The following is a 21,807-nucleotide window of genomic DNA, read 5'->3' as shown; positions in this document are numbered from 1 at the left end:
CGAATCGGCTACGCATTTTTAGTGGCCCGAACCGTGGTGATACTCTGTGACGCTTGCGGAACTCATCCGTGACGAGCGAATCAACGCCATCATCGGCTGGTTGCTAGTGAGTATCGTAGCACTTGGCGGCCTCGAGAACGTATTTACGGGCATCCTACTCTGGGGCGGATTCGAATTGCTCATCGTCGTCGCGGTCGCAGCGCCGGCGCTAACGACCGGCGACTGGACGGCGGTAGTCTCTTGGCCGCTCCTCGCGGTCGTCGCGTTCGCTGCCGTCGCCGGTGCAGCCGTGTTTCCGTTCGAAACCTCAGTGTACATCACTGTCGCGACGCTCGCACTCATCGTCGTCGTCGAGCTCGAAGCGTTTACCGCGGTCGAACTAAGCCGTCGGTTTTCCGTCGGTTTCGCAGTGTTGACGACGATGGCGCTTCAGGCGCTTTGGACCGTCGCGCAGTTCTACGCCGATCGGTGGCTCGGGACCGAGTACCTGCGCTCGCAGACCGAACTGCAGTGGGATTTCGTCGTCGTTACCGTCGTCGGACTCGCACTCGGTGGGATCTTTCAGTGGTACGTCGTCCGATTCCAACCGGCGGGGGCTGTTGATCGAGCCGCGAACGGAGCAGACTCACTATGACGCTCAGTGACGCAGTGGGGCTGACAGAGACCCAAGAGCGCCGTATTGTTCGGGGGCTGCAGCTCGCACTCGTCGCGCTCCTCGGTTACGGGGCGGTGACGGTTCAGTTCGCGATTACCGGAACAGCTGGGTTGGCCCTCGGGATAACGCTCCTGCCGGCGTGGTTGCGTCGGGAGTACGGGTACTCGATGGACGCCGGACTCGTCCTCTGGATCACCGCCGCCGTGATCCTCCACACCGGAGGGTCGCTCTGGCTCTACGAAACGTACCAGTGGTACGACGAGATCGCCCACACGGTCTCGGCATCGGTTATCGCCGGTCTGGGATACGCCGCCTTCCGAGCGTTCGAACTCCACTCCGATGAGATGAACGTCCCGTCGACGTTTCGATCCGTGTTCATCGTCGTCTTCGTCCTCGCGATCGGCGTCGTCTGGGAGGTACTGGAGTTCGCCCTCGGCGGCACGGTAGTCACCGTCTACGGGATCGACGACATAGTCACCGACTTCGTGTTCAACACGGTCGGCGCGACGATCGTCTCGATTTGGGGAACCGACCACGTCAGCGAACTCATCGGATTCTTCCGGCAACGACTTCGGTCCTCGTCCGAGAACTAGATCCCCTGAAACCCGCGGTAACAGCCGATAGATGCATGCAAAAGCTGGCCCGTGGACTATCGGAACGCGGCCTAAAAGGCCGAGCGTCCGCGATGGATACTGATTCACCATGAACGATCACCGTGGCCGAAAATCACGACGGTGGTTCCTAAAGGCGGGTTCGGTCACCTCGACTGCACTCGGACTCGGTGCGATCGGAACTGTCGGAGGACAGGAGTCATCGTCGGGGAACAACGGCAACAGACAGTTTCGAGAAGCGATCACGACCGGCGAGATGTACTTCTCGGGAGAAATTTTCCGAGTCGTTTCACCGCCGCTGCAGGATGCTCCCGTCGTAGACCACCCGGACGCCGTCCGGAATCATAGCGTGCGCGTCATTCAACACTTCAACACGAACAGAGAAGGGTATCTCTTCGTGCCCCCGGACGCGCAAATCGAGGAGGGAGGGAAGTACGTGTTCGACGACCGGTTATTGACACCACCCGAAAACGAGTTAGGGATTACCGATCTCGTCCGTGTCCGGTACCGACCGCTCACCGAAGCGGACCTCCCCTTCGAACTCGAGATCGACGAGGACTTCGAAATTCTGGATGACGACGGCGGCGAGGCTGCGGTTCGCCCCGAGAACTTCTTCTCGAGCGCGCCGTTCAGAATCACTTCGGGACCGCAGGGCTGGGTCCCACAGGATATCGAGCGAAGCGGTCTGTTTACGGATTACGATACCGTCCACGCCGAGTACTTCGGCACGAACGATCGGTTCCTCTTTTTCCCTCAGGAAGGTGCAGAGACGGAACAGGGCGACCTGTACGTCCTGAGGGACGAATCGGAAATCTTCGACCCGGCCGGCGATCTCGTGGCTGCCGAGTTCGACGCCGTCGATGAGGAATCGCTTCGGATCGACGATAGTTCTCTCCGATAGCTGATTACCGACTCCCCCTCTCGATCTCGACGTTCCGGTGTCGCTCGAGGAGCTGTTGGACGCCGGCCCGGAGCGCTTCGCTCTTGGAGTGGTAGACGCCGTCGTCGACGAGCGACTCGAGGGCCGCGAGCTGGTCGTCGGTGGCCCGAAACGTCACTCGCTCGAGCGTGGGGCCGTTCTCCGCGCGGGAGTGGTTGGGCTCGGCGACGATATCGTCGGGCGACGAACTACGCGACATTATCGGTCACCTCGTTCCGGTCACGACCGACTCGAAAGGCGGCCGTTCGCTCGTCACCCGCCGCTGCGTGTCCCATGCTGGTTTTCGTGAGGACCATGTGCTGGGAAGGGGATCGCCGGTAAAAAGGACTCGCGTACCGCGGTGAAAGTGAAACTGAATGGTTCGGGTCGAGACGGCCGGAAACGACGGATTTCAGCCGCCGCGAATCGTCGATCTATCGGCCGTCAATGGTCCGGGGCCGGACCGCGCGATTTCGGTGCCCGACGGACAGCGTTATGCTCGTCGGACCCCTGTACGTGACGCGGGCAACCGCAGAAACCAACCATGCCCGAAGATACGCATTCATCCGCTACGAGTAGTGCAACTGAGCCCGATCGGTTCGAGCGACTTGAGGGCGCCGACTACGACCGCGTCACCGAATTCCTTCGCGACCGCGTCGCCTTCACCGCCCGCGAGTGGGCGGTCGCGCGCCTCTGTGCCGACTTTCGAACCGTGACGGGCGTCGAGATGACGACCGTCGGAGAACACCTCCCCGACCTCGTCCCCTTCATGGACGACCAGTACACGCGCCAGGCCGTCTACCAGTCGCGCCGCTCCTTCGAGGAGAAGGTTCGCCGAGCGGGCGCGACGTTTCTCTACGGCGCCTACGCCGACTTCTTCACGGCCGACGAGCTAGACGACATCGCATACGAGGCGACGGAGGTGGCCCGCTTCCTGATCGAGGTCGAAGGCGCCTCCCTCTCGCCGACCGACGAATCGAACGCGGAAGAGCGGGTCAGCGCGGCGATGGAGGCCGTCCATCGCTCGAGTCGCGACCTTCGATACGACCGCTGTCCGAACTGCGGCGAGCGACTCGGCGAGGACGCGATCGAATCCGAGTGAGCCGACGCCGGCGACGCGATTAGAAACGGTCATCGCGTTCGATTCTGCCATCGATCGATAAGGTGGCGGTCCGAGCGGGACGGAGTAGCCATCCTCGTCCGATCGACCCGCCCTTGAAACGGTACGATCGGTCGGCCAGAGGATACTTATATACAAAATTGAATGTATTCATAATGAATGGATTCTGAGGACGCCATTACTCGCCGGCGGCTCCTTCGTGCCGTTCCGGTCGCTGGGAGCGTCGCCGTCGCTGGCTGTTCCGACCAGACCAGCGAAGAGACGGACAACGGGGCAGCAACCGACGGGAACGAAACCGAGTCGGAGAACGGGACCGCCGACGAAACCGAGGCGATTCCAGATCCACCGAACATCGAGAGCCAGATTATCCAACGCGATAAGGCCGCGATAACGAACGTCCGCCACGTCGTCGACGGGACGATGACCTGGCCGTCGGTCCAGTGGGTCGATACCGTCGATCCGACTCTCCTGGGCGTCTGGGAAGCGACGAATGAACAACTCTACTTTTCGTCCAATCGAAAGTTCGTCATAAACAGTGGGGAAAACCAGTACAACGGCGGGTACGCCACACGGAACGGCACTCTCTACCTCGAATACGAGTCGGGGACCTCACAGGAGATCCAGTACCAAACCACGAGCGGTCGATCGCCACCCATCCTCGAGTTATACCAAAACGGAGAACGGACGGCCGCGTACGAACAGTCGGAGACGGAAGCCGATCAACGGGGGCCAGTCGAAGTGGCTGATAGTCTAATCGCCGTCACCGAGCAGAACCCGACCACGAAACGCGAGGACGTCCAGAGCGGTGCAGTGGGGTCGGGATTTATTGTTTCTCCCGACGGTACCGTCGTCACGAACGCACACGTCGTCGGTGCCCACCAGAACTCGGAGGAGACGGCGTACGAGCGGTTCGCGGTAAAGCAGAGCAACGCGATTCGACAGGAGCTCGCGTCGGATGGTACGTTGACCGACGAGCAACTGGAAGCGTCCGGTCGCCGACTGTACGAGGAGATCATGAGTTACTACGAGGAATACGGGACTCTCAAAGACGTCTCCGAGTCGGTATCCGTCTTGAACGGGAAGGCGACGACCGACGACGACCTCGAGGTCGAGAGCTGGTCCGCCGAGGTCGAAACCACGGGGACCGTGTACAAGGAAGCCAGCGGCGAGCCGTCGATGGGTCGGGACATCGCGGTTCTGGACATCGACGAGGAAAACCTCCCGACGGTAACCCTCGGCAGCGCGAACGGCCTCAGCACCGGTGAGAAGCTCTACGTCATCGGCTATCCGGATATCGGTATCAGCGAACTCTTCGACGACACGAACACCACGCTCGAGCCCACGATGACGACCGGCATCGTCAGCGCGCGGCGCGAACTCAACACCGGGATCAACTCGATCCAGACGGACGCGGCGATCAACGGCGGCAACAGCGGCGGTCCGATGTACAACAGCGACGGCGAGGTCGTCGGCGTCGCGACGTTCAGTCCCAACGATGCCCAGATTCAGGACATCCAGTTCGGCCTCCCGATCGAGATTGCGGCGGGATTCCTGACCGAACTAGGCATCGAAAACACCACGGGCGAGATGCAGGCTGCCTACGAAGCGGGTCTCGAGGCCTACTGGCGTGGCGACTGCGAGACGGCGACGGCGAAGATGGAGACCGTCCTCGATCTGTATCCGGACCATCCGCAGGCGCAGTCCTATATCACGAACTGCGAGAACGGCGACGCGCCCGGCCAGGATTCGTAATCAGCGTCGAACCAGTAAGCGCAGTGACCGACTGTACCGGAAACGAACACGACAATGGAATCACGCACAAGACGCGCTTGTGCGAAATCTCGTCGAACAATTCGTTGAGGAAGGGATCGGTACAGTATACGTCGGTGAGTTCGCTGATGTCCTTTCAACGCACTGGTCGTGTCGCGTGAACGAGAAGACACACAACTTCTGGGCATACCGCCGATTCAGCAACCGGCTAAAATCCGTTTGCGAAGAATACGGGAGTGATGTGACTGAAACCTCGGAAGCATGGACGAGTCAGGAATGCCCCGAGTGCGGTTCACGTGATAAGACAGTTCGCCACGACACGCTCACGTGTCCCTGTGGATTCGAAGGGCACGCTGATCTCACAGCATCACGGACGTTCCTGGAGAGGCAGGTCAGCCGAGAAGTAAGGTCGATGGCGCGGCTTGTACGCCTCAAGTGGACCAAACTACGACTGGCGGGAACGCCATAGCCCGCTCCCTGATCGAGAGACAACGGCCAACGAGGAACGGACAAACCGGAGTACCCGTACGGGGAACGTTGCCTCCGTGGAAGCTCAGACCGACTGAGACTCCAGCGAGAGGAATCCTCGCGCTTCAGCGCGGGGACGAACTCACGCGTACGTCTCCGGATTCCATTCGCCGCCGAGTTCCGTCCGTTTGGCGGTCTCGAACGACCCGTTTTCGAAGATCGTCACGCGCCCGGTCTCCTCGCTCAGCGTCAGCGTCGAGACCACGTTCGGCCGCCGCGAGGTGTCCAGCGCGCTCATGTGGCGCGATCCCATCCACTCCTCGTACTCGTCCTCCCGCTCGTCGACGGCCGCGAGCTCCTCGGGCAGCAGATCGGTAAAGCGGACCAGCTGTTCCTGCACGACGCCGTCGACGCTGACGACGAGCGCGCCGTCCCGCGTCATCGCGACCTCGCGGGCCGTCTCGTAGAAGCGTTCCAGATCCAGACAGACGTCCCGGCAGCGGTCGGTCGGCCACGTGTTCTGCCCCATCGGGTCCGCGAAGTCCGCGACCGACGGGCCCGTGACGACGGCGATGTACATTCCTGGCCCCTTCACGTACTGTTCGCCCCACCGATCGAAGTTCAGGCTGATCGACTCGAGGGAGTGGTGGAGACAGTCGATCAGCTCCTGGACCCCGTCGTGGGTCTCGTAGGCGATCCGAAGCTCGTCGTCCATACCGGCGTTTGAACCCGGCGCGCCGTAACCCCGGTGCCTGAACGGCTCCGTGGGACCGTCCGGCGGTTCGGGAGCGGACCACTTTTTGCCGCGCCGCGCCGATACCGACCGAATGCTGACCAAGGACCTGCTCCGCGTCTCGCGGGCCGGAGGCGGCTACCACCTCCAGTTCGCCGATCGGGAGCACCGTCCGCTCGCCGCCCGCGTCATCGGGACGTATCAGGGCCACGTCGGCGAATCTCGCGCGGAACTCGAGGCGGCTGTGACTGAACTTGAACGCGACGCGGACGATTTCAAGCTCGTCAGGGGGCTGTCGGCGCTACTCGAGCGCGACGCGACGTTCGAGACCGACGCCGAGATCGACCCCGAACGAGCGCGCCGGACCGCCTTCGAAGCCGCCGAAGCGGTCGGCGTCGTGAGCGAGGACGAGCGCGCCGCGGCCCTCGCTCGCGCCGGCGAGTCGCTCGGCGTCTCGGCCGACGCCATCGCGGGGGCGCTGTACGCCGACCTCGAGGAGCGACAGGTCCTCACCGAACTGGCCGCGCGGTGGGAGCCCGACGAACTGGTGGCCCAGTACAACCTCTCGCTGGCACAGACCGCGCTCTTCGACGCCACCGAACTCCGGGTCCGCTCGAGCGATCCGAAGGCGCTCGTTTCGGCGATCAAGCGACTGCGATTGATGTACGAGATCCGGCGGCTCGAGGTCGAAAACGACGAGAACGGCGATGACGCGTCCGAACTCGGCATCGCCGAGCGCGAGGTGGTCGTCACCGGACCGACCCACCTCTTCCGGGCGACCCGCCGGTACGGTACCCGGTTCGCCCGCCTCCTCCGGACGGTCGCGAAGGCCGACGAGTGGCGCCTCGAGGCGACGGTCGACGACCGCGGGACCGAACGGACGCTGCGGCTCTCGGACGCGGATCCCGTCCGCGTGCCCGACACCGAGCCCGTCGCCGAGGTGTCCTTCGACAGCGGCGTCGAGGCCGACTTCGCCGCGCGCTTTTCGAACCTGGACCTCGAGTGGGACCTCGTTCGCGAACCCGAGCCGCTCGCGACGGGAACGCGGGTGATGATCCCCGATTTCGCGTTCGACTATCGTCCTGGGGGCAGCGCCCGCAGGGACTCGTCGGACGAAGCCGACGGCGGACATAGCGAGTTCCGCGTCTACTTCGAGATTATGGGCTTCTGGACGCCCGAATACGTCGAGAAGAAACTCGCGCAGCTGTCGGACCTCGAGGACGTCGAACTGATCGTCGCCGTCGACGAGTCGCTGGGCGTCGGCGAGGAGATCGCGGCCCGAGACTTCCGGGCGATCCCCTACTCCGGGAGCGTCCGGCTGAAGGACGTCGCCGGCGTCCTCCGGGAGTACGAACGCCAACTCGTCGCCGAGAGCGCCGCCGCGCTGCCCGACGAACTGCGCCCCGACGAGGACGTGCTCTCCCTCGAGGCGCTGGCCGGCCGACGAGGTGTCAGCGAGGACGCGCTGGCCGACGTCGCGTTCCCCGACCACGAGCGGGTCGGCCGAACGCTCGTCCGACCAGCCGTCCTCGAGTCGCTGGTGGACGAGATCGAGGCCGGGATGGCGCTTTCCGACGCCGAGGAGAGCCTCGAGGCGGCCGGGTTCAGCGACTCGAGTGCGATCCTCTCGGAACTCGGCTACCGCGTCGAGTGGGAGGGGCTGGCCGGCGGGACGCTCGTCGAGCGGTAGTCGGACCGTCGCGTCGTCGGTGCGAACGCCGACGAACGGGACCCGAGATCGTGCGGAACGGCGGTTCGAGAGCTATTCGCGGATCGATAGCTCGGATACCTAACCCGAGACCTGCTAGGATTCCGAGAGGAAATAATCAGCACCATCTTTACTTACATACGCTTTTTCGGCCGGTATCGTCGGGAAGCGTTCACACCTATCGAACTCCGAAGAGGGTTCGATCCAATTTCTTTAGTACGCAGACTTAACCGGGAGTGGTGTCAACGAAGAAACGTGCATCTCCGTGACCAACAATCGTGAGACCGAGCCGATACAGATTTTGCTCGTCGAAGACAATCCCGGCGACGTTCGGCTAGTCGAGGAAGCGTTCCGGGAGGCCGGCGTCTCGACGACCTTTCATACGGCCCACGACGGTGATACGGCCCTCGAGTTCCTTCGCGATCAGCGGGCCGGCGTCGACGCCACGGAGCTGAGTCTGGTCCTCCTCGATCTGAACCTGCCCCGGACGAGCGGGTTCGACGTCCTCGAGGCGATCAAGACCGAACCGGACGTGAGCGCGCCGCCGGTGCTCGTGCTCACGAGTTCGGAGGCGACCGAGGACATCGCCAGGAGCTACGAGCTCTGTGCGAACGCCTACCTTACCAAGCCGAGCGATCCCGACGAGTTCACCGAGATCGGCCGGGCCGTCGAAGCGTTCTGGTTCGACGAGGCGACGTTACCCCCCGCATCCGCGTAGTCCCCTTCTGCGAGCGCCGACCGACGATACAACCGCCAGCCGAGCGTCGGCCCCAGCGTTATCCCGCCCGCCGTGGTACGATCGTTCATGCCGACGGCAACTCCCGGCCTCCACCACGTCACCGCCATCGCGAGCGATCCGCAGCGAAACTACGAGTTCTACACCGAGACGCTCGGCCTCCGACTCGTCAAGCGAAGCGTCAATCAGGACGACGTCTCGGTCTACCACCTCTTCTACGCCGACCACGAGGGGACGCCGGGGACGAGCATGACCTTCTTCCCCTACACCGACGCCCGCGACGGACGGGTCGGCGCGGGCCAGGCCAGCGCGGTGTCGTTTCTCGTTCCCGACGGCTCGCTCGACTACTGGCGCGAGCGACTCGCCGACGCCGGCGTCGAGCCGGCGGAACCGCGCGAGCGGTTCGGCGACACCGTCCTCCCGTTTACCGACCCCGACGGATTGCCGCTGGAACTGGTCGCTCGCGCGGACGCGCCCCCGGCGAACCTCCCGGAGAGCCCCGTTCCCCACGCCCACGCGATCCGCGGCTTCTTCGGCGTGACCCTCTCGCTGACCGGCGCCGATCCGACCGGCGACCTGTTGAAGGAGATGGGCTACCGCCAGACCGACCGCGACGGCACGCGCAAGCGCTACACGGCCGACGGCGACCTGGGCTTCGTCGTCGATATCGTGGAGGATCCGCAGGCGCGACGCGGGGTCCCCGGCGCCGGCACTGTCCACCACGTCGCGTTCCAGGTCGCCGAAGACGAACAGGAGGAGTGGCGCCAGTTCCTGATCGACCGCGGGCTGCGACCCACCGAGATCATCGACCGCAAGTGGTTCAAATCGGTCTACGCCCGCGAGTACGGCACCGTGCTCTTCGAGTACGCCACCAAATCCCCCGGCTACACGGTCGACGAGGAACTCGAGGCGCTCGGCGACCGACTCGTCCTCCCCGAGTGGCTCGAGGACCGACGCGAGGAGATCGAGGACGGGTTGCCGGAGTTGTCCCGATAGTCGTCGCCGATTTTGTTATCCGAAGTGATTCGCGGAACTCGCGGTAAGCACCGGCGGGGACTTATCAATAACCGAAACAAATCGGCGAGTATGAACCCCGGTGATGTGATCGGTGCTTTGCTCCTCGGTGGAGCGGGGATCGGAATGATCTATCTGGGATACGTGATACGTGCGGACGGCCGTGCGGATCTCGTTTTCGCACCGGGCGCGAACCTCCCGGACGACCGAATCGCTCGAGTCGGCGGGTTGGCGACGATTCTGGTCGGAGTAACGACGATCGGACTCGGACTCGCTCTATTTTTCGTACCCGCTACTGGACGGGCTGGGTCGCCCTTCTCGGCGTCTATACGGTTGTTTGCGCACTCATCGGCGTGTGGAGTTGGCTACGCGTTGGCGCCAAGTCCGGGTGAGTTATTCGGACAGATGCACAGTTCGCATCTCGAACCGATTACCGCAGCCGATTGCAGTCGCTAACAAGCAGGCCACACCACAGCGAAGGAGCAGGGATGACTCGAGTCACCGCGGCACGAGCGGGTTCAACTATTTTACGCGCCGACGGTGCAGTTCGTCTCGAGAGGATTCGGATGGGAGCCACACTGACGAAACGGTTCGACACCGGACAGTTCGACGGCCGGTACCCGTACGTCCGCGTCGGCCACGGTCCGGAGACGCTGCTCGTGATCCCCGGCATCGGCGACGCGATGTTCGACGGGGCGTACGGCCGCACCGACGCGGTGACGACCGCCGCCACTTTCCGCCGGTTTCTCGCCGACTACACCGTCTATCTGGTCAGCCGCCCGCGCGGACTCAAGGACCGTCAATCGATCGGCGCGATGGCCCGCGACTACGAACGCGTCCTCGCGGACCACGTCGGAGCGGCGTCCGTGCTGGGGCTCTCGATGGGCGGGCTGATCGGGCAGGAACTCGCCCGCGAGCGGCCCGACCTGATCGACCGCCTCGTCCTCGGCGTCTCGGGCTGTCGGCTCGCCGAGAGCGGCCGGCCGCTCGTCCGCGAACTCCATCGCTTAGCCCTCGAGGGCGAGTGGACCGAGATTCGTGCCCGCCTTTACGAGGCGATGTTCACGGGCGCCTGGCGTCGGGCCGTGCCGTTGCTCTCCCGGACAGTCGGACGAGTCCACCCGCCGAACCCCGCCGATCCGCGAGACGTGCCGATCTCCTTCGAGGCGGTCCGCGACTACGACGGGACCGACCGCCTCGCGGATCTCGAGTCCCGAACGCTGGTCATCGGCGGCACCGACGATCCGTTCTTCCCCGAGGGGATCCTTCGCGAGACCTACGAGGGGCTCCCAGACGGCCAACTCGCGATGTTCTCCGGCGCCCGTCACGGCGCCTTCCTCGAGCGAAAGGCGGGGTTCGACGACTGGGTCGAGCGGTTTCTCCGCGGCGAAGCAGCGACTCGAGTGCGGCAGTAAGAGCGCGTCTTCGGATTGAACGCGTCAGTCTGCGGAAGGTGTAGCGGAGGGGGCGCGACCGGTATCGCGGTCGTCGGGGACGTAGACGTTGCCGTCGACGACGACGCAATCGTCCGCGGCCGGCCGGCGCCGCGGTTTGTAGCCGGCGACCGGCGCCAGCAGTCGCCAGAGCGACGGGAGCTGACAGAGGGCGAAGCCGAGGACGATCATCCCGAACCCGCTGACCGTCGCGAGCGTGATCGATTCGCCCAGCAGCGCCCAGCCGACGAGAGCGGCGACGACGGGCGAGGCGTAATTGACGAGGCTGAGCTGGCTCGCACCGATGCGGTCGAGCAGGAGGAAGTACGCGAGGAACCCGCCCGCGGTGGCGACGATCCCCAGATACGCGAGCGCGGCAACCGTCGCGGTCGTCCACGCCGCCAGCGAGGGGACGGTTTCGCCCGGGTGAGCGTAGCTCACGCCGTGCAGGATCCCCGCGCCGAGAGCCATCGCCCACGTCTGCAACGACAGTACCGGCAGCGTGCGCTGTAATCGCTCGGTCAGTACCGAGCCCACCGCGAAGGCGAACGCCGAACCGAACAGCAGGGCGACGCCGATCGCCTGTCCGCCGAGCGAGCCGCCCGAAAGCGCGATCACGACGACGCCGGCGAGCCCGACGAAGAGTCCGACGACGGCGGGTGCACGGAGCCGTTCCTGCGGGAGGAGCGCGAGCGCGAGCGGCGGCGTCGCGATCGGCGTCAGACTCAGGACGATCGCGGCGACGGCGCTCGAGACGTACGACTGACCGATGAACAACAGCCCGTAATGAGCGCCGACCATCAGTCCGCCCGCGACGCCGATCGTTATCCAGTCGGTGCGCGTCCGGGGTCGCCACTCCCGTCCGAGGCCGACGATGGCGCCGGCAAACAGCAGTGTCGCGACGTCGAGCCGGAAGGCCGCAAAGAGGATCGGCGGCAGCGTCGCCAGTCCGACCTCGATCGCCGCGAAGGCGGTCCCCCAAGCGATCGCGAGGAGAACGAAGAGCGTTAGATATCCCTTTTCAGTCATTTCATATCGAAACGGTTCCCGGACACTTGTATGTTGCTAATATCTCGATATAGGGCCTGAAACCACAGTATTCGCAGATATATGTTACCAACCAACGCGGTAGTAGAACGCCATGATAATCATTGATAGATCAAGACGATATCGGATATCACAACGGGGCTGCACCGCTGACTGCCGACGGCGTGTCGGTTCCGACCGGACGACCGTAACCGATCGACGACGGCGACAACTGTGGTGCTGAGTGGGCTCGCTGCCGATGACTCGGACACCTCTCGGAGGACGTGCCGCGTGAGCGATCGCGACGTCGGCCGGCGTCACGAGAACTCGAGGGTCTTGGTCTCCTCTTCGGGGAGTTCCTGCTGCAGGACGAACGGCCCGAAGTCCGCGGCCGTGCGTCGGGCGATGGTCGCGATTCGGAGCACGTAGAGCAACAGGACGGCGAAGGGGCTGAACAGAGCTGTGATCGTCGCGCTCACGACCAGCACGTAGACGTAGAAGTGGAGACCGAGCGCCAGCAGATTTCCGTACGCGATGATGACGAACGCGCCGCCGAGTAGCGTCGGGAAGCCGACGTAGAGCAGGATCTTCGAGAGGTCGGCCAGTTCCTGTTGCATGTAGACGCTCTTGAAGTACTGCCGGGCGATGTGAATGTCTCCGAGCAGTTCCTCGAGTCGCTCTAACTGCTCGTCGGCGGGGCCGGGGAGGGAATCGCGGTGGCGTTCCCGAAGCTGTCGGACGATCTGAAGTTGCCACGGATCGTTGTAGTGGAGGATCACGGAGATGACATCGAACGACCCGAACCTGACGTCGGCGAGCGTCTCGATGGCGTCCCGATCCTGCGGATCGGTCTGGGAAACGAACGAGTCGACTCGCGACTCGACGTCGTCCGGCCTGTCGCGACAGGCGTTCTGCAATCCGAGCGCCGTCTTTCGCTTCGCCTCAATCAGGACGCGGAGGAACTCCGACGGCTCGGCCGGCGACGGGCGGTAGCCGGTGTGATCCTCGATTCGGCGGCGATACTCGGCGGTCTCCTCCAAGCGCTGGAAGAACGCCCCGGTCGAGCCGAACTCCTCGGAGAGTATCAGCTGGTTGATCGCGAGGACGACAGTGATGAAGGGGAGCATCCCGCCGATTAGCGCGCCCGAGAGCGTCGTCACGTCGCCCGCCTCGGCGGGCGTGATCAGTCCGGCCCGAATGAGCACCAACGAGACGCCGAAAACGGCCGCGAGGAGGATCGCTGACAGGCGGCGCCGATCGCCGTAGAGGTAGATCCAGCGAACGAGTTCGCCGGCCTCGAGGCGCTCGGCGAGCCCGGCGTCGGGCTGGGACGCCGTCGGGGCGTCTTCGTCGCTCATACGGGCGCTACCAGCACCGCTCACTTAGTAGCTAGATGGACCTTCAGCCTGTGAACCCCGCGGGATCGCTCCGCCGGCTCGAGGCCGACTTACAGCTCTCGCTGGCGCCCCTTCGGCACCATCGAGCGCAGTTCGCCGTGGACGTAGAGGCCGATCCCGATCGGCTCGAGGTCGTCGGCGATTGTATGAGCGCCGATCAGGTACCCCCAGTCGCCCTCCCAGCGCTCGATTTCTTGGTCTTCGCCGGTCGCAAAGGCCCGCGCCTCCTCGCGGTCGAGTTCGATCACGCAGTCGGTCGCGCGACCGCCGAAGCGCTGGACGAAGTCCGTCGTCGGCTTCCAGTGTTCCTGGCGCGTCCGCAGACAGGTCATCCCGATGGCCTCGATCTCGAGGGGCGTCGGCGCCTCGCCGGCGTAGATCCAGATCTTGCCGGCACCTTTCTCCCAGAACGTGTAGTCGGCGAACGTTTCGGGCGGAATCCCGAACCGGTCCTCGAAGTAGTCGACGACCTCCTCGCGGCTGACCCGGCCCTCGACGGTCCGCTCGGCCGGCGTCGCGGGGAGACGGTCGAAGCGCTGCCCGTCGTTTTCGCTCATCACGCGGTCACCTCCAGTTTCGTGACGAAGAAGCCGCCGGTGTCGTTCTGGTGGGGGTAGATCCGCGCCGTCCGCTCGAGGCTCGAGTCGAACTCCTCGCCGTCCCACTCGGTCAGGCCGGGCGAGTACTCGAGGTCGAGATCGAAGTCGACGACGCGGCAATCCTCCTCCTCGAGTGCGTGCTGGACGACCGCCTCGTTCTCCTCGGGGGCGAAAGTACACGTCGAGTAGACGACGGTGCCGCCCTCGCGGGTGGCCTGTATCGCCCGCCGGAGGATACCTTTCTGGACGCCCGCGACGGACGCGATGGCTCCCTCGGACCAGTTGTCCAGCGCGTCGGGGTTCTTCCGGATCGTCCCCTCGCAGGTACAGGGCGCGTCGACGAGCGCGCGGTCGAACTCGTCGAAGTCGAACCGGTTCAGGGAGTAGTTGCGCGCGTCGGCGTTCGTGACGGCGAGGCTCGTCGCGCCGAGGCGCTCGGCGTTGAAGCGCAGCGCCGAGATGCGCCCGAGGTTGTTGTCGTTGGCCACGACGGTCCCCTCGTCGTCCATCAGCGCGGCGAGCTGTGTCGCCTTCCCGCCCGGCGCGGCACAGCTGTCCCAGACCCGCTCGCCGGGTTGGGGATCGAGGACGACCGGCGGCACCGCCGAGACCTCCTCCTGACCGTGGGTGAAGCCGTGGAACGAGGTCCACGTCGATCCCGGCGACCCGGTCTCGAGGTCCAATACGCGGGGGTTCCAGTCGGCCTGCTCGTACGCGAGACCCTCCTCCTCGAGGGCCTCGAGCGTCCGCTCGACCGAGGCCTTGATGGTGTTGACGCGGGCGGCGTTGCCCAGCGGCCGCTCACAGGCCTCGAGGAACGCGTCGAAATCGTCGACGATAGGTCGATACCGCTCGAGTGGCTCCATTGGACCCGGATTCGCACGCCCCGCGTTTGTGGGTTTCGAAGCGCCGGGCGCGGCCGAATCGACGCCGCTCCGGCCCGGTAGCCGCCGCCCTCGATTTTATGGGTACGCCGACAGACGTCTCGAACATGGCACAGATCCGCCAGCAGGGGCCCGAGATGGACCTCGAGGAACCGGTTCTCGTCGAGGGCTTCCCCGGGCTCGGACTCGTCGGCAAGATCGCGACCGACCACCTCATCGAGGAACTCGACATGCGCTACTACGCCAGCGTCGACTGCGGCGGGCTGCCCCGGGTCGGCGTCTACCGCGGCGGCGACCGCACGGCCCGGCCGCCGGTCCGGATCCACGCCAGCGAGGAGCACGACCTCCTCGCGCTGCGCAGCGACGCGCCGATCAAATCCGACGCCGTCGGCTCCGTCGCCGAGTGTCTCACCGAGTGGATCGTCGGCCAGGACGCGCTGCCGCTCTACCTCAGCGGGCTGCCGGCCGAACGCGAGGGCGAGGACGAACCCGACATCTACGGGATCGGAACCGGGAACGCCGCCGAGCGACTCGAGGAGCGCGGAATCGCCATGCCGCCCGAGGACGGCGTCGTCACGGGGCCGACGGGGGCGCTCATCAACCGCGCCGCACAGCGCGGCTACGACAGCGTCGGCCTCGTCGTCGAATCGAGCCCGCAGTTCCCCGACCCCGAGGCCGCGAGCGTCCTCCTCGAGGACGGCGTCTGCCCGATCGCCGACGTCGAGGTCGAGGTCCAGGAGCTACTCGACCGCGCGGCGGAGATCCGAGAGAAGCGCGAGCAGTTCGCCCAGCAGATGCAACAGATCGGCCAAGAGGAGAGTTCGCAGGCCCAGCCGCTGCGGATGTACCAGTAGCGATCTCCGCTCGATCGCGGCTCGTTCTCTCGGGGGTCGTCGCCGGGATCGAACTCTCGATTCCGGAACCGTGCCGTCGATCGGTGGCACCGCGCCAGTCGCTCGACGCGTCCGCGTTCGGAGCGGGCGTCTCGAGACCGCGCCGATCTACCCGATCATGTTCGGGAAAATCACCTTCGACGCGGCGTCGCTTTCTCCGACTGTATGAGTTTAGGCGAGCCTAAACAAATGGCAGACGACGATGACGACCGATTCCTCCGGCGAAATCTCAGTCGAAACGGTATCGTAGTTGAACCACACACCGCCGCCGTTCAGGACCGATGACGGACGAAATCAATCCGGAGCGACGACTCGGAGCGCTCGTCAGGGACAACCCCGAATTCGCGTCGGTGTTCGAATCCGTCGGCATCGACTACTGCTGCGGCGGCGACGACTCGCTCGAGCGGGCCTGTGCCGACGCCGACCTCGAGGTCGGGGCCGTCGTCGAGCGACTCCGCGACTCGCGGTCGGACGGCGGCGACGGAACCGACGGCTGGAACTCACTGTCGGCGCTCGTCGACGACATCGTCGAGACCCACCACGACTACCTCCGGGCCGAGTTGCCATCGCTCGAGCGAACGGTCCGGAAGGTCGTCCGCGTCCACGGGGACGACCACCCGGAACTCCGCGACATCGAATCGACGTTTCTCGACCTCGAAGACGAGGTCTCCCACCACATCGAGGACGAGGAGGAGAACGTCTTCCCCAAACTCGAGCGCCTCGAGGACGAGACGGCGCTGACCGGCGACGAGGAGGCGCGCATCCGCGAGGCGATCGACCACCTCGAGGACGAACACGACGCGGCCGCCGCCCACCTCGAGCGGCTCCGCTCGCTGACCGACGACTACGCGGTCCCGGAGGGCGCGTGTACCAGCTATCGCAACATGCTCGACCGGCTGCGACTGCTCGAGGAGGACATGCACCTGCACATCCACAAGGAGAACAACGTCATGTTTCCCGACGCGCAGGAACGCCTCGAGACCGTCGTCGCGGAGTAGTCGACCGACGGGGCTGCGGACTCGATCACGCCTCCGTCTTTTCGGCGACGAGCGCGACCGCGTTCAGTCGTCGTCCGTGCTTTCCGAAGGCCCGTCGCATCGACCGGACCCGGTCGCGGAGGTCGGGCCGCGCGAGGAGCGTCCCCGCGATCCGTAGCGTCCGGATCGCGCCTTCGCTTCGAAGGACCCGCCGCGGCTCGAGGAGGCGCATGGGGGCGGTCGCTCGCCACCGGACGGTGAATCCCTCGGTCTCGAGCAGCGATACCCACTCCGATTCCGTCAGCGGTCGGGCGCGTACCTTCGCCGCTTGAGTCAGGTCGTCCCGAACCGTCGCCTTCGTCTCCGCGTCCAGCCCGTCGGGGACGAGTTCCAGTTCGTGGATCCCGTAGACGCCACCGGGCTCGAGGAGCCGGTTCGCTTCGCGGACGATCGCCGCCTTCCCCGCGTCCGGTTGCATCGACAACATCGCTTCGCCGTAGACGACGTCCGCGGCGCCGTCCGCGAGGTCGGTGTCGGCCGCGTTACCGACGACGATCTCGCGACCGGGCCCGCCCAGATCGTCCCGGAGCGCCCGCGCCGCCTCGCGGTCCAGTTCGATTCCGGTGTACGAGTTCGGCTCGTACGCCAGCGCGCGTCGCGCCGTCGCTCCGGCGCCGGGCGCGAATTCGACGACGTCGTCGGCCGGCCCGATGGCCAGCGCCTCGAGGAGCCGCCGAGTCAGCGCTCGACCGCCGGGACGGAGCACTCGCTTGCCCAGCGCAGCGAGAACCCCGTGCATCGGCCGGTCCGAGAGCGGTCGGTCCGTCATCGTCGCCGGTCGCCGTTTCGTTCGGTCCGCGGTTCTTCGACGACCGGAATCGTCACACCGGTCACGGACAGCACTACATCGAGCGTCGAACGGTGGGAAATCGATGGCATCGGTCGGTTCGGGTCCGTCGTCCGGAACACGAGACGGCACCGCCGGTTCGTCTCCCCTCCTCGTGCCGGTCGGGCTCGTCTCCGCTTGGACACGCGACGATTGTCGGGGGACGCAGACCAAGCTATCCCCGAATATCATCGCGCTCTCCGTCGGCACGAGCAGTTCGTCCGGCAACTGCAACGGATCGGCCAGGGGAGCGTTCGAAGGCCCGGACGCCGCGAACGCACCGGTAATTCCGTTCGGGGACACCGACTCCCTCGTTCGACCACGGTCGTTTATGTGTAAGTATCACTACGGGTACGACATGGATATTACCGACGCGCGCGCGGAGTGTAACGCCGTCCTCGATGCCATCAGTCGGAGCGTCATCGCGGACCGAGAGTTCCTCGAGACCGCGCTGCTCGGCGTCCTCGCGCGGGGACACGTCCTTCTGGAGGACGTGCCCGGTACCGGGAAGACCCTGACCGCGAACAGTCTAGCGTCGGCGCTGGGGCTGTCGTTTTCTCGGATCCAGTTCACGCCGGACCTGCTGCCGGCCGACGTGACCGGGACCCACGTGTTCGACGAGTCCGAGGGCACCTTCGACTTCACCGAGGGACCGATCTTCGCGAACGTCGTGCTGGCCGACGAGATCAACCGCGCGCCGCCGAAGACCCAGGCCGCCCTGCTCGAGGCGATGGCGGAAGGCCAGGTCACCGTCGACGGGGACACGCACCAGCTTCCGCAGCCGTTTTTCGTGATCGCGACGCAGAACCCCGTCGAACAGGCCGGCACCTTCCCGCTGCCGGAGGCCCAGGTCGACCGCTTTCTGGTGAAACAGTCGATCGGCTACCCCGACGCGGACGGCGAACGGGAGCTGTTGCAGCGCCGACTCGGCCGCACCGAACGGAGTCCGAGCATCGATCCGGTGCTGGACGGCGACCGCGTCCGCGCGCTCCGAGAGGTCCCCGAGTCGGTCCGGGTCGACGACGACCTCGTCTCCTACATCGCCGATATCACTCGCGAAACGCGCACGCGAAACCAGGTCGACGTCGGCGTCTCGCCGCGGGGCACCCAGCGCCTGCTCGAGGCCGCGCGGGCCCGCGCCGTCATCGTCGGCCGCGACTACGTGACGCCCGACGACGTCAAGCGGGTGGCCGGCCCTGTGTTGGCCCACCGGCTCGTGCTCACGCCCGACGCCTCGGTCGACGGCGCCTCGAAGGCGGCCATCGTCGACCGGGTGCTCGAGTCCGTCTCCGTTCCGACGCTCGAGTAGGAGCGACCGTTTCTACCGGAACTCGAGCGACCGACGAAATCGCGTCGTCGCGCAACTGATTATCGCTGCAACGCCGCCAACAGGAGTATCGCCCCGAACAGCATGGCGATCACGGCCGCGACCGGCTGGCCGCTGGGACCGGCGATAAAGACCGCGTAGCTCCCGGCGGCGGCGACCAGCCCGACGACGACCGTGGCGCCGACGTGGGGGAGCTCCGCCCTCGCCGTCGTCGCCTTCCGGCCGAGCTGCTCGCCGATCCCGACCGCGTGGTGGCCGGCGTCCCAGGCCAGCACGGTCGCGGTGACGCTCGCGAGCATCGGGACCGACGGAACCCCCTGAATGCCGCCCGCGAGCAGCCCCGCGAGCGCGACGGCGGTACCGATCGTGACGGCCCGACGGGACCCCGTCCAGAGCCCGCCGCCGAGGATCACCAGCGCGGCGGCGCCGCCGACGAGCACGAACGGGGAGTAGAGGGCGCTCGAGAGCACTCCGAGGAGTAATGCGACGATCGAGAGCCCGCTCGTCAGGACCGCGGGCCGATGGTCGGGGTCGACCGCGTCGACGTCGGTACTCACGCCGACCACCGCCGTCGACTGCGCTCGAGCGTCGCCGCCAGCGAGTCGTCCGCCGGCCAGTCGACGACCCTGATGCCCGCCCCCCTGAGCGTCGAAATGCGGACCGCTCGTTCGACCGCCCCGAGCCGTTCGCCGGGCGTCTCCCCGCCCGTCGGATCGGGGCTCACGACCGTCACGAGGTGGCCGTCGGCCTCGAGCAACTGCGCGGTCCGCACGACGTCGTCGTCGCAAAGCGGCGTGAACAGGATCACCTGCGAATCGGGCGGCATCCGCGAGCGGAACCGCTTTTGCTGGACGTACAGCATCGACGTCGACGACTCCGGCGGGGACAGATCGAACGCCGAATCGGTCGCGAGCAGCCGGCGGGCCGACGCCCGGTGGTCGGCCCCGGAGCCCGGCGCCAGCCACTGCGGGTGCGGGCCGAAACTGGCGAGGCCGACGTTGTTGCCGCCCGCATCCAGCGCGTCGAGCGCGGCGACGGCCGCCTCGATGCTGCGATCGACCGCGTGACGCCCCGTCTCGTCGGGCCGACGGTACGCGTCCGTGCGCGTGTCGACGGCGAGTATCACCGTCGCCGACCGCTCTTCCCGAAACGTCACGGTCGTCAGCTCCTGGCCGCGAGCCCGGCGGTTCCAGTCGATCCGCGAGAGCGGATCGCCGCGGCGGTACTCCCGCGTCGAGTGAAACTCGAGGCCCTCGCCGCCGACGTCGGTCTCGACGCGACCGGTCAAAGGCAGCGTCAGCGACCGCAGCGGGAGGTCGGTCTCCGCCTCGGCGGGCGGACAGCGGAGTTCGGCGTCGACGCGGATCCGCTGGACGCGCTCGGCGTCGCCGGTGAACCCTCGCGCGACGACGGCTATCGGTTCGAACGCGTGGGTACCCTGGCGAGCGGTCACCGCGTAGGAGAACGTCTCCGTCTCGCCCGGCCGGAGCGCGGTCCCGTGTCTCGGGGAGCCGTCAGTGACGGCGAGTTCCGCCGGCACACCGTCGACGACCCGAAGATCCGGAAGGAGTTCGTCCCCGTCGTTGCGGACGCGTACCGTCACGCGGACGGATTCGCCAGGCTCGAGGTCGCCGTCCTCGAGTTCGCGATCGATCGAGAGCGTCGGGGCCGGCGGCCGACCGGCCCGGGCGTAGGCCGCGTACGCGATGCCGACGACCGCCGCCAGCAACAGCGCCGGCGACGTGACGACGACGCCGGCGCCGCCGAACACCGAGGCGACGGCGGCGACGCCGGCCCAGCGGTTCGTCTCCCGGACGCTCGAGTCGACGACGACCGATTCCGCGGCGTCTGCGGTCTCACCATCCGCGCCTTCGGGCAGATCGTCGTCGGGTTCGGTATCGACGCCAGTGCTGGATCCCGTCTCGGCGGCAGTAGCGGGCTCAGTCTCGGCGTCTATCTGACCACCGGCGTCGGCATCGGAACCGGGCTCGGAGCGAGTCCCCGTATCGAGACCGGCGGTCTCGCCGCCGTCGGCTCGCTCGCCCCGGCCGTCCGTCGGTCGTCGGTCGTCAGCCGATCGTCCGTCCTCGTCTCCGTCCGTCATTCGTCGTCGTGCACCCCCGAAATTCGAGCGATCTCGGCCGCGGCGCGTCTGGCGCGGCGGGGGCGGTCGCGACGCACCGCCGTTCGGACCCGAACGCGCCACGGCGCCCAGTCGGGAACGGCGTTCGTGAACTGGGCCGCCGCCAGCGGATCGTCCGTCCAGGTCCCGTTCTCGAGGGCCTGCCGGGCCTCGTCCTCGGTCAGCCCCTCCCCGAGCATCAGCGCGTCGACGGCCGCCCGCTCGAGCCGTTCGTTGAGCTTTCGTCCCTGCCGTCCGAACGTCACGTCGCCCGATTCGATCGTCGCGTCGATCTCCTCGCCGGGAGTCGGCAGCTCCTGGGGCCGCTCCGGCGTCGGCAGTTCCGTCTGCCCGACGTCGGCGTGTCGGCGATCCCGCGCCGTTCGAAGCCCCTGGAGGAGCGCGATCACGCCGATCACGGTCACGATCGACTCGCCGAGGCTGAGGGGACCGGTCAGTTCCGGGACCGCCACGAACGCCAGACCGAGCAGGACCAGTCCGGCGCCGACTATCGCGTACTTGTTCATGG

The 21,807-nt window shown here is 66.2% G+C and carries 23 protein-coding genes; 13 read left to right on the top strand and 10 right to left on the bottom strand.

All coding sequences use genetic code 11. The features are described 5' to 3' along the window. Positions 1–46 precede the first annotated feature (46 nt). The 3 genes from C477_RS13615 (at position 47) to C477_RS13605 (ending at position 2,167) form a co-directional block, all read left to right on the top strand. Complete coding sequence (locus C477_RS13615) at positions 47–634, top strand: hypothetical protein (RefSeq protein ID WP_008895081.1); 588 nt, start codon at positions 47–49, stop codon at positions 632–634. Further along, complete coding sequence (locus C477_RS13610) at positions 631–1,248, top strand: sodium/glutamate symporter (protein ID WP_008895080.1); 618 nt, start codon at positions 631–633, stop codon at positions 1,246–1,248. Before C477_RS13615 ends, C477_RS13610 begins: the two co-directional genes overlap by 4 nt. A gap of 367 nt (positions 1,249–1,615) precedes the next feature. Further along, positions 1,616–2,167, top strand: coding sequence for a hypothetical protein (locus C477_RS13605; protein WP_239641878.1), 552 nt, complete (start codon positions 1,616–1,618; stop codon positions 2,165–2,167). Positions 2,168–2,171: 4 nt separating this feature from the next. Here the strand turns inward: C477_RS13605 and C477_RS13600 are convergent, their stop codons facing one another. Beyond that, positions 2,172–2,405: a ribbon-helix-helix domain-containing protein gene (locus C477_RS13600; RefSeq protein ID WP_008895078.1), complete on the bottom strand. Its 234-nt coding sequence runs from the start codon at positions 2,403–2,405 to the stop codon at positions 2,172–2,174. A gap of 324 nt (positions 2,406–2,729) precedes the next feature. On the opposite strand from C477_RS13600, the gene C477_RS13595 reads away from it, so the two are divergent. The 3 genes from C477_RS13595 to C477_RS22945 all read left to right on the top strand — a co-directional run bounded on the left by C477_RS13595 (position 2,730) and on the right by C477_RS22945 (position 5,544). Further along, positions 2,730–3,287, top strand: coding sequence for a DUF5806 family protein (locus C477_RS13595; RefSeq protein WP_008895077.1), 558 nt, complete (start codon positions 2,730–2,732; stop codon positions 3,285–3,287). Positions 3,288–3,464: 177 nt separating this feature from the next. Beyond that, complete coding sequence (locus C477_RS13590; RefSeq protein WP_008895076.1) at positions 3,465–5,057, top strand: S1C family serine protease; 1,593 nt, start codon at positions 3,465–3,467, stop codon at positions 5,055–5,057. Continuing rightward, positions 4,978–5,544: a zinc ribbon domain-containing protein gene (locus C477_RS22945; protein WP_152423329.1), complete on the top strand. Its 567-nt coding sequence runs from the start codon at positions 4,978–4,980 to the stop codon at positions 5,542–5,544. The genes C477_RS13590 and C477_RS22945 overlap by 80 nt, the downstream gene beginning before the upstream one ends. 141 nt (positions 5,545–5,685) lie before the next feature. Here C477_RS22945 and C477_RS13585 read toward each other — a convergent pair whose 3' ends face one another. Further along, positions 5,686–6,258, bottom strand: coding sequence for a diadenylate cyclase (locus C477_RS13585; RefSeq protein ID WP_008895075.1), 573 nt, complete (start codon positions 6,256–6,258; stop codon positions 5,686–5,688). Between the two features lie 112 nt (positions 6,259–6,370). On the opposite strand from C477_RS13585, the gene C477_RS13580 reads away from it, so the two are divergent. From C477_RS13580 to C477_RS13565, 4 genes are all read left to right on the top strand, one after another. After that, complete coding sequence (locus tag C477_RS13580) at positions 6,371–7,966, top strand: DUF790 family protein (RefSeq protein ID WP_008895074.1); 1,596 nt, start codon at positions 6,371–6,373, stop codon at positions 7,964–7,966. Between the two features lie 283 nt (positions 7,967–8,249). Continuing rightward, positions 8,250–8,702 carry a response regulator gene (locus C477_RS13575; protein ID WP_008895073.1) on the top strand — a complete coding sequence of 151 codons (453 nt, stop codon included), beginning with the start codon at positions 8,250–8,252 and terminating at the stop codon, positions 8,700–8,702. Between the two features lie 87 nt (positions 8,703–8,789). Further along, positions 8,790–9,716: a VOC family protein gene (locus C477_RS13570; protein ID WP_008895072.1), complete on the top strand. Its 927-nt coding sequence runs from the start codon at positions 8,790–8,792 to the stop codon at positions 9,714–9,716. A 584-nt stretch (positions 9,717–10,300) separates the two neighbouring features. Next, on the top strand, positions 10,301–11,149 hold the full coding sequence (locus C477_RS13565) for an alpha/beta fold hydrolase (protein ID WP_008895071.1): 849 nt from the start codon (positions 10,301–10,303) through the stop codon (positions 11,147–11,149). 24 nt (positions 11,150–11,173) lie between these two features. Here the strand turns inward: C477_RS13565 and C477_RS13560 are convergent, their stop codons facing one another. The 4 genes from C477_RS13560 to C477_RS13545 form a co-directional block, all read right to left on the bottom strand. Then, complete coding sequence (locus C477_RS13560; protein WP_008895070.1) at positions 11,174–12,196, bottom strand: DMT family transporter; 1,023 nt, start codon at positions 12,194–12,196, stop codon at positions 11,174–11,176. A gap of 314 nt (positions 12,197–12,510) precedes the next feature. Beyond that, complete coding sequence (locus C477_RS13555) at positions 12,511–13,551, bottom strand: hypothetical protein (protein WP_008895069.1); 1,041 nt, start codon at positions 13,549–13,551, stop codon at positions 12,511–12,513. Between the two features lie 89 nt (positions 13,552–13,640). After that, a complete protein-coding gene (locus C477_RS13550) occupies positions 13,641–14,147 on the bottom strand; it encodes a DUF7122 family protein (protein WP_008895068.1) in 507 nt (168 codons plus the stop codon). Beyond that, on the bottom strand, positions 14,147–15,055 hold the full coding sequence (locus C477_RS13545) for an RsmB/NOP family class I SAM-dependent RNA methyltransferase (protein ID WP_008895067.1): 909 nt from the start codon (positions 15,053–15,055) through the stop codon (positions 14,147–14,149). Before C477_RS13545 ends, C477_RS13550 begins: the two co-directional genes overlap by 1 nt. Before the next feature lie 125 nt (positions 15,056–15,180). On the opposite strand from C477_RS13545, the gene C477_RS13540 reads away from it, so the two are divergent. Then, positions 15,181–15,927, top strand: coding sequence for a proteasome assembly chaperone family protein (locus C477_RS13540; protein ID WP_049914542.1), 747 nt, complete (start codon positions 15,181–15,183; stop codon positions 15,925–15,927). A gap of 320 nt (positions 15,928–16,247) precedes the next feature. Next, positions 16,248–16,964: an iron-sulfur cluster repair di-iron protein gene (gene ric, locus C477_RS13535; RefSeq protein ID WP_008895065.1), complete on the top strand. Its 717-nt coding sequence runs from the start codon at positions 16,248–16,250 to the stop codon at positions 16,962–16,964. 25 nt (positions 16,965–16,989) lie between these two features. On the opposite strand, the gene C477_RS13530 is transcribed toward ric, so the two are convergent. Further along, the gene (locus tag C477_RS13530) at positions 16,990–17,772 is read right to left on the bottom strand and encodes a class I SAM-dependent methyltransferase (RefSeq protein ID WP_008895064.1); all 783 of its coding nucleotides are present in this window, start codon (positions 17,770–17,772) and stop codon (positions 16,990–16,992) included. A 415-nt stretch (positions 17,773–18,187) separates the two neighbouring features. Here C477_RS13530 and C477_RS13525 point away from each other — a divergent pair, with 415 nt between their 5' ends. Next, positions 18,188–19,138, top strand: coding sequence for an AAA family ATPase (locus C477_RS13525; RefSeq protein WP_008895063.1), 951 nt, complete (start codon positions 18,188–18,190; stop codon positions 19,136–19,138). A 59-nt stretch (positions 19,139–19,197) separates the two neighbouring features. Here the strand turns inward: C477_RS13525 and C477_RS13520 are convergent, their stop codons facing one another. The 3 genes from C477_RS13520 to C477_RS13510 are packed head-to-tail and all read right to left on the bottom strand — an operon-like array spanning position 19,198 to position 21,805. Next, positions 19,198–19,713, bottom strand: coding sequence for a DUF7519 family protein (locus C477_RS13520; RefSeq protein WP_152423325.1), 516 nt, complete (start codon positions 19,711–19,713; stop codon positions 19,198–19,200). Next, positions 19,710–21,260: a DUF58 domain-containing protein gene (locus C477_RS13515; protein WP_008895061.1), complete on the bottom strand. Its 1,551-nt coding sequence runs from the start codon at positions 21,258–21,260 to the stop codon at positions 19,710–19,712. Before C477_RS13515 ends, C477_RS13520 begins: the two co-directional genes overlap by 4 nt. After that, positions 21,257–21,805 carry a DUF7269 family protein gene (locus tag C477_RS13510; RefSeq protein WP_008895060.1) on the bottom strand — a complete coding sequence of 183 codons (549 nt, stop codon included), beginning with the start codon at positions 21,803–21,805 and terminating at the stop codon, positions 21,257–21,259. Before C477_RS13510 ends, C477_RS13515 begins: the two co-directional genes overlap by 4 nt. Positions 21,806–21,807 lie beyond the last annotated feature (2 nt).

Origin of the sequence: Haloterrigena salina JCM 13891, from assembly GCF_000337495.1 — an archaeon.
GTDB classification, from domain to species: Archaea; Halobacteriota; Halobacteria; order Halobacteriales; family Natrialbaceae; genus Haloterrigena; species Haloterrigena salina.
The sequence above is the reverse complement of the archived record's forward strand: the minus strand, read 5'-3'. Positions and strand labels throughout refer to the sequence as shown.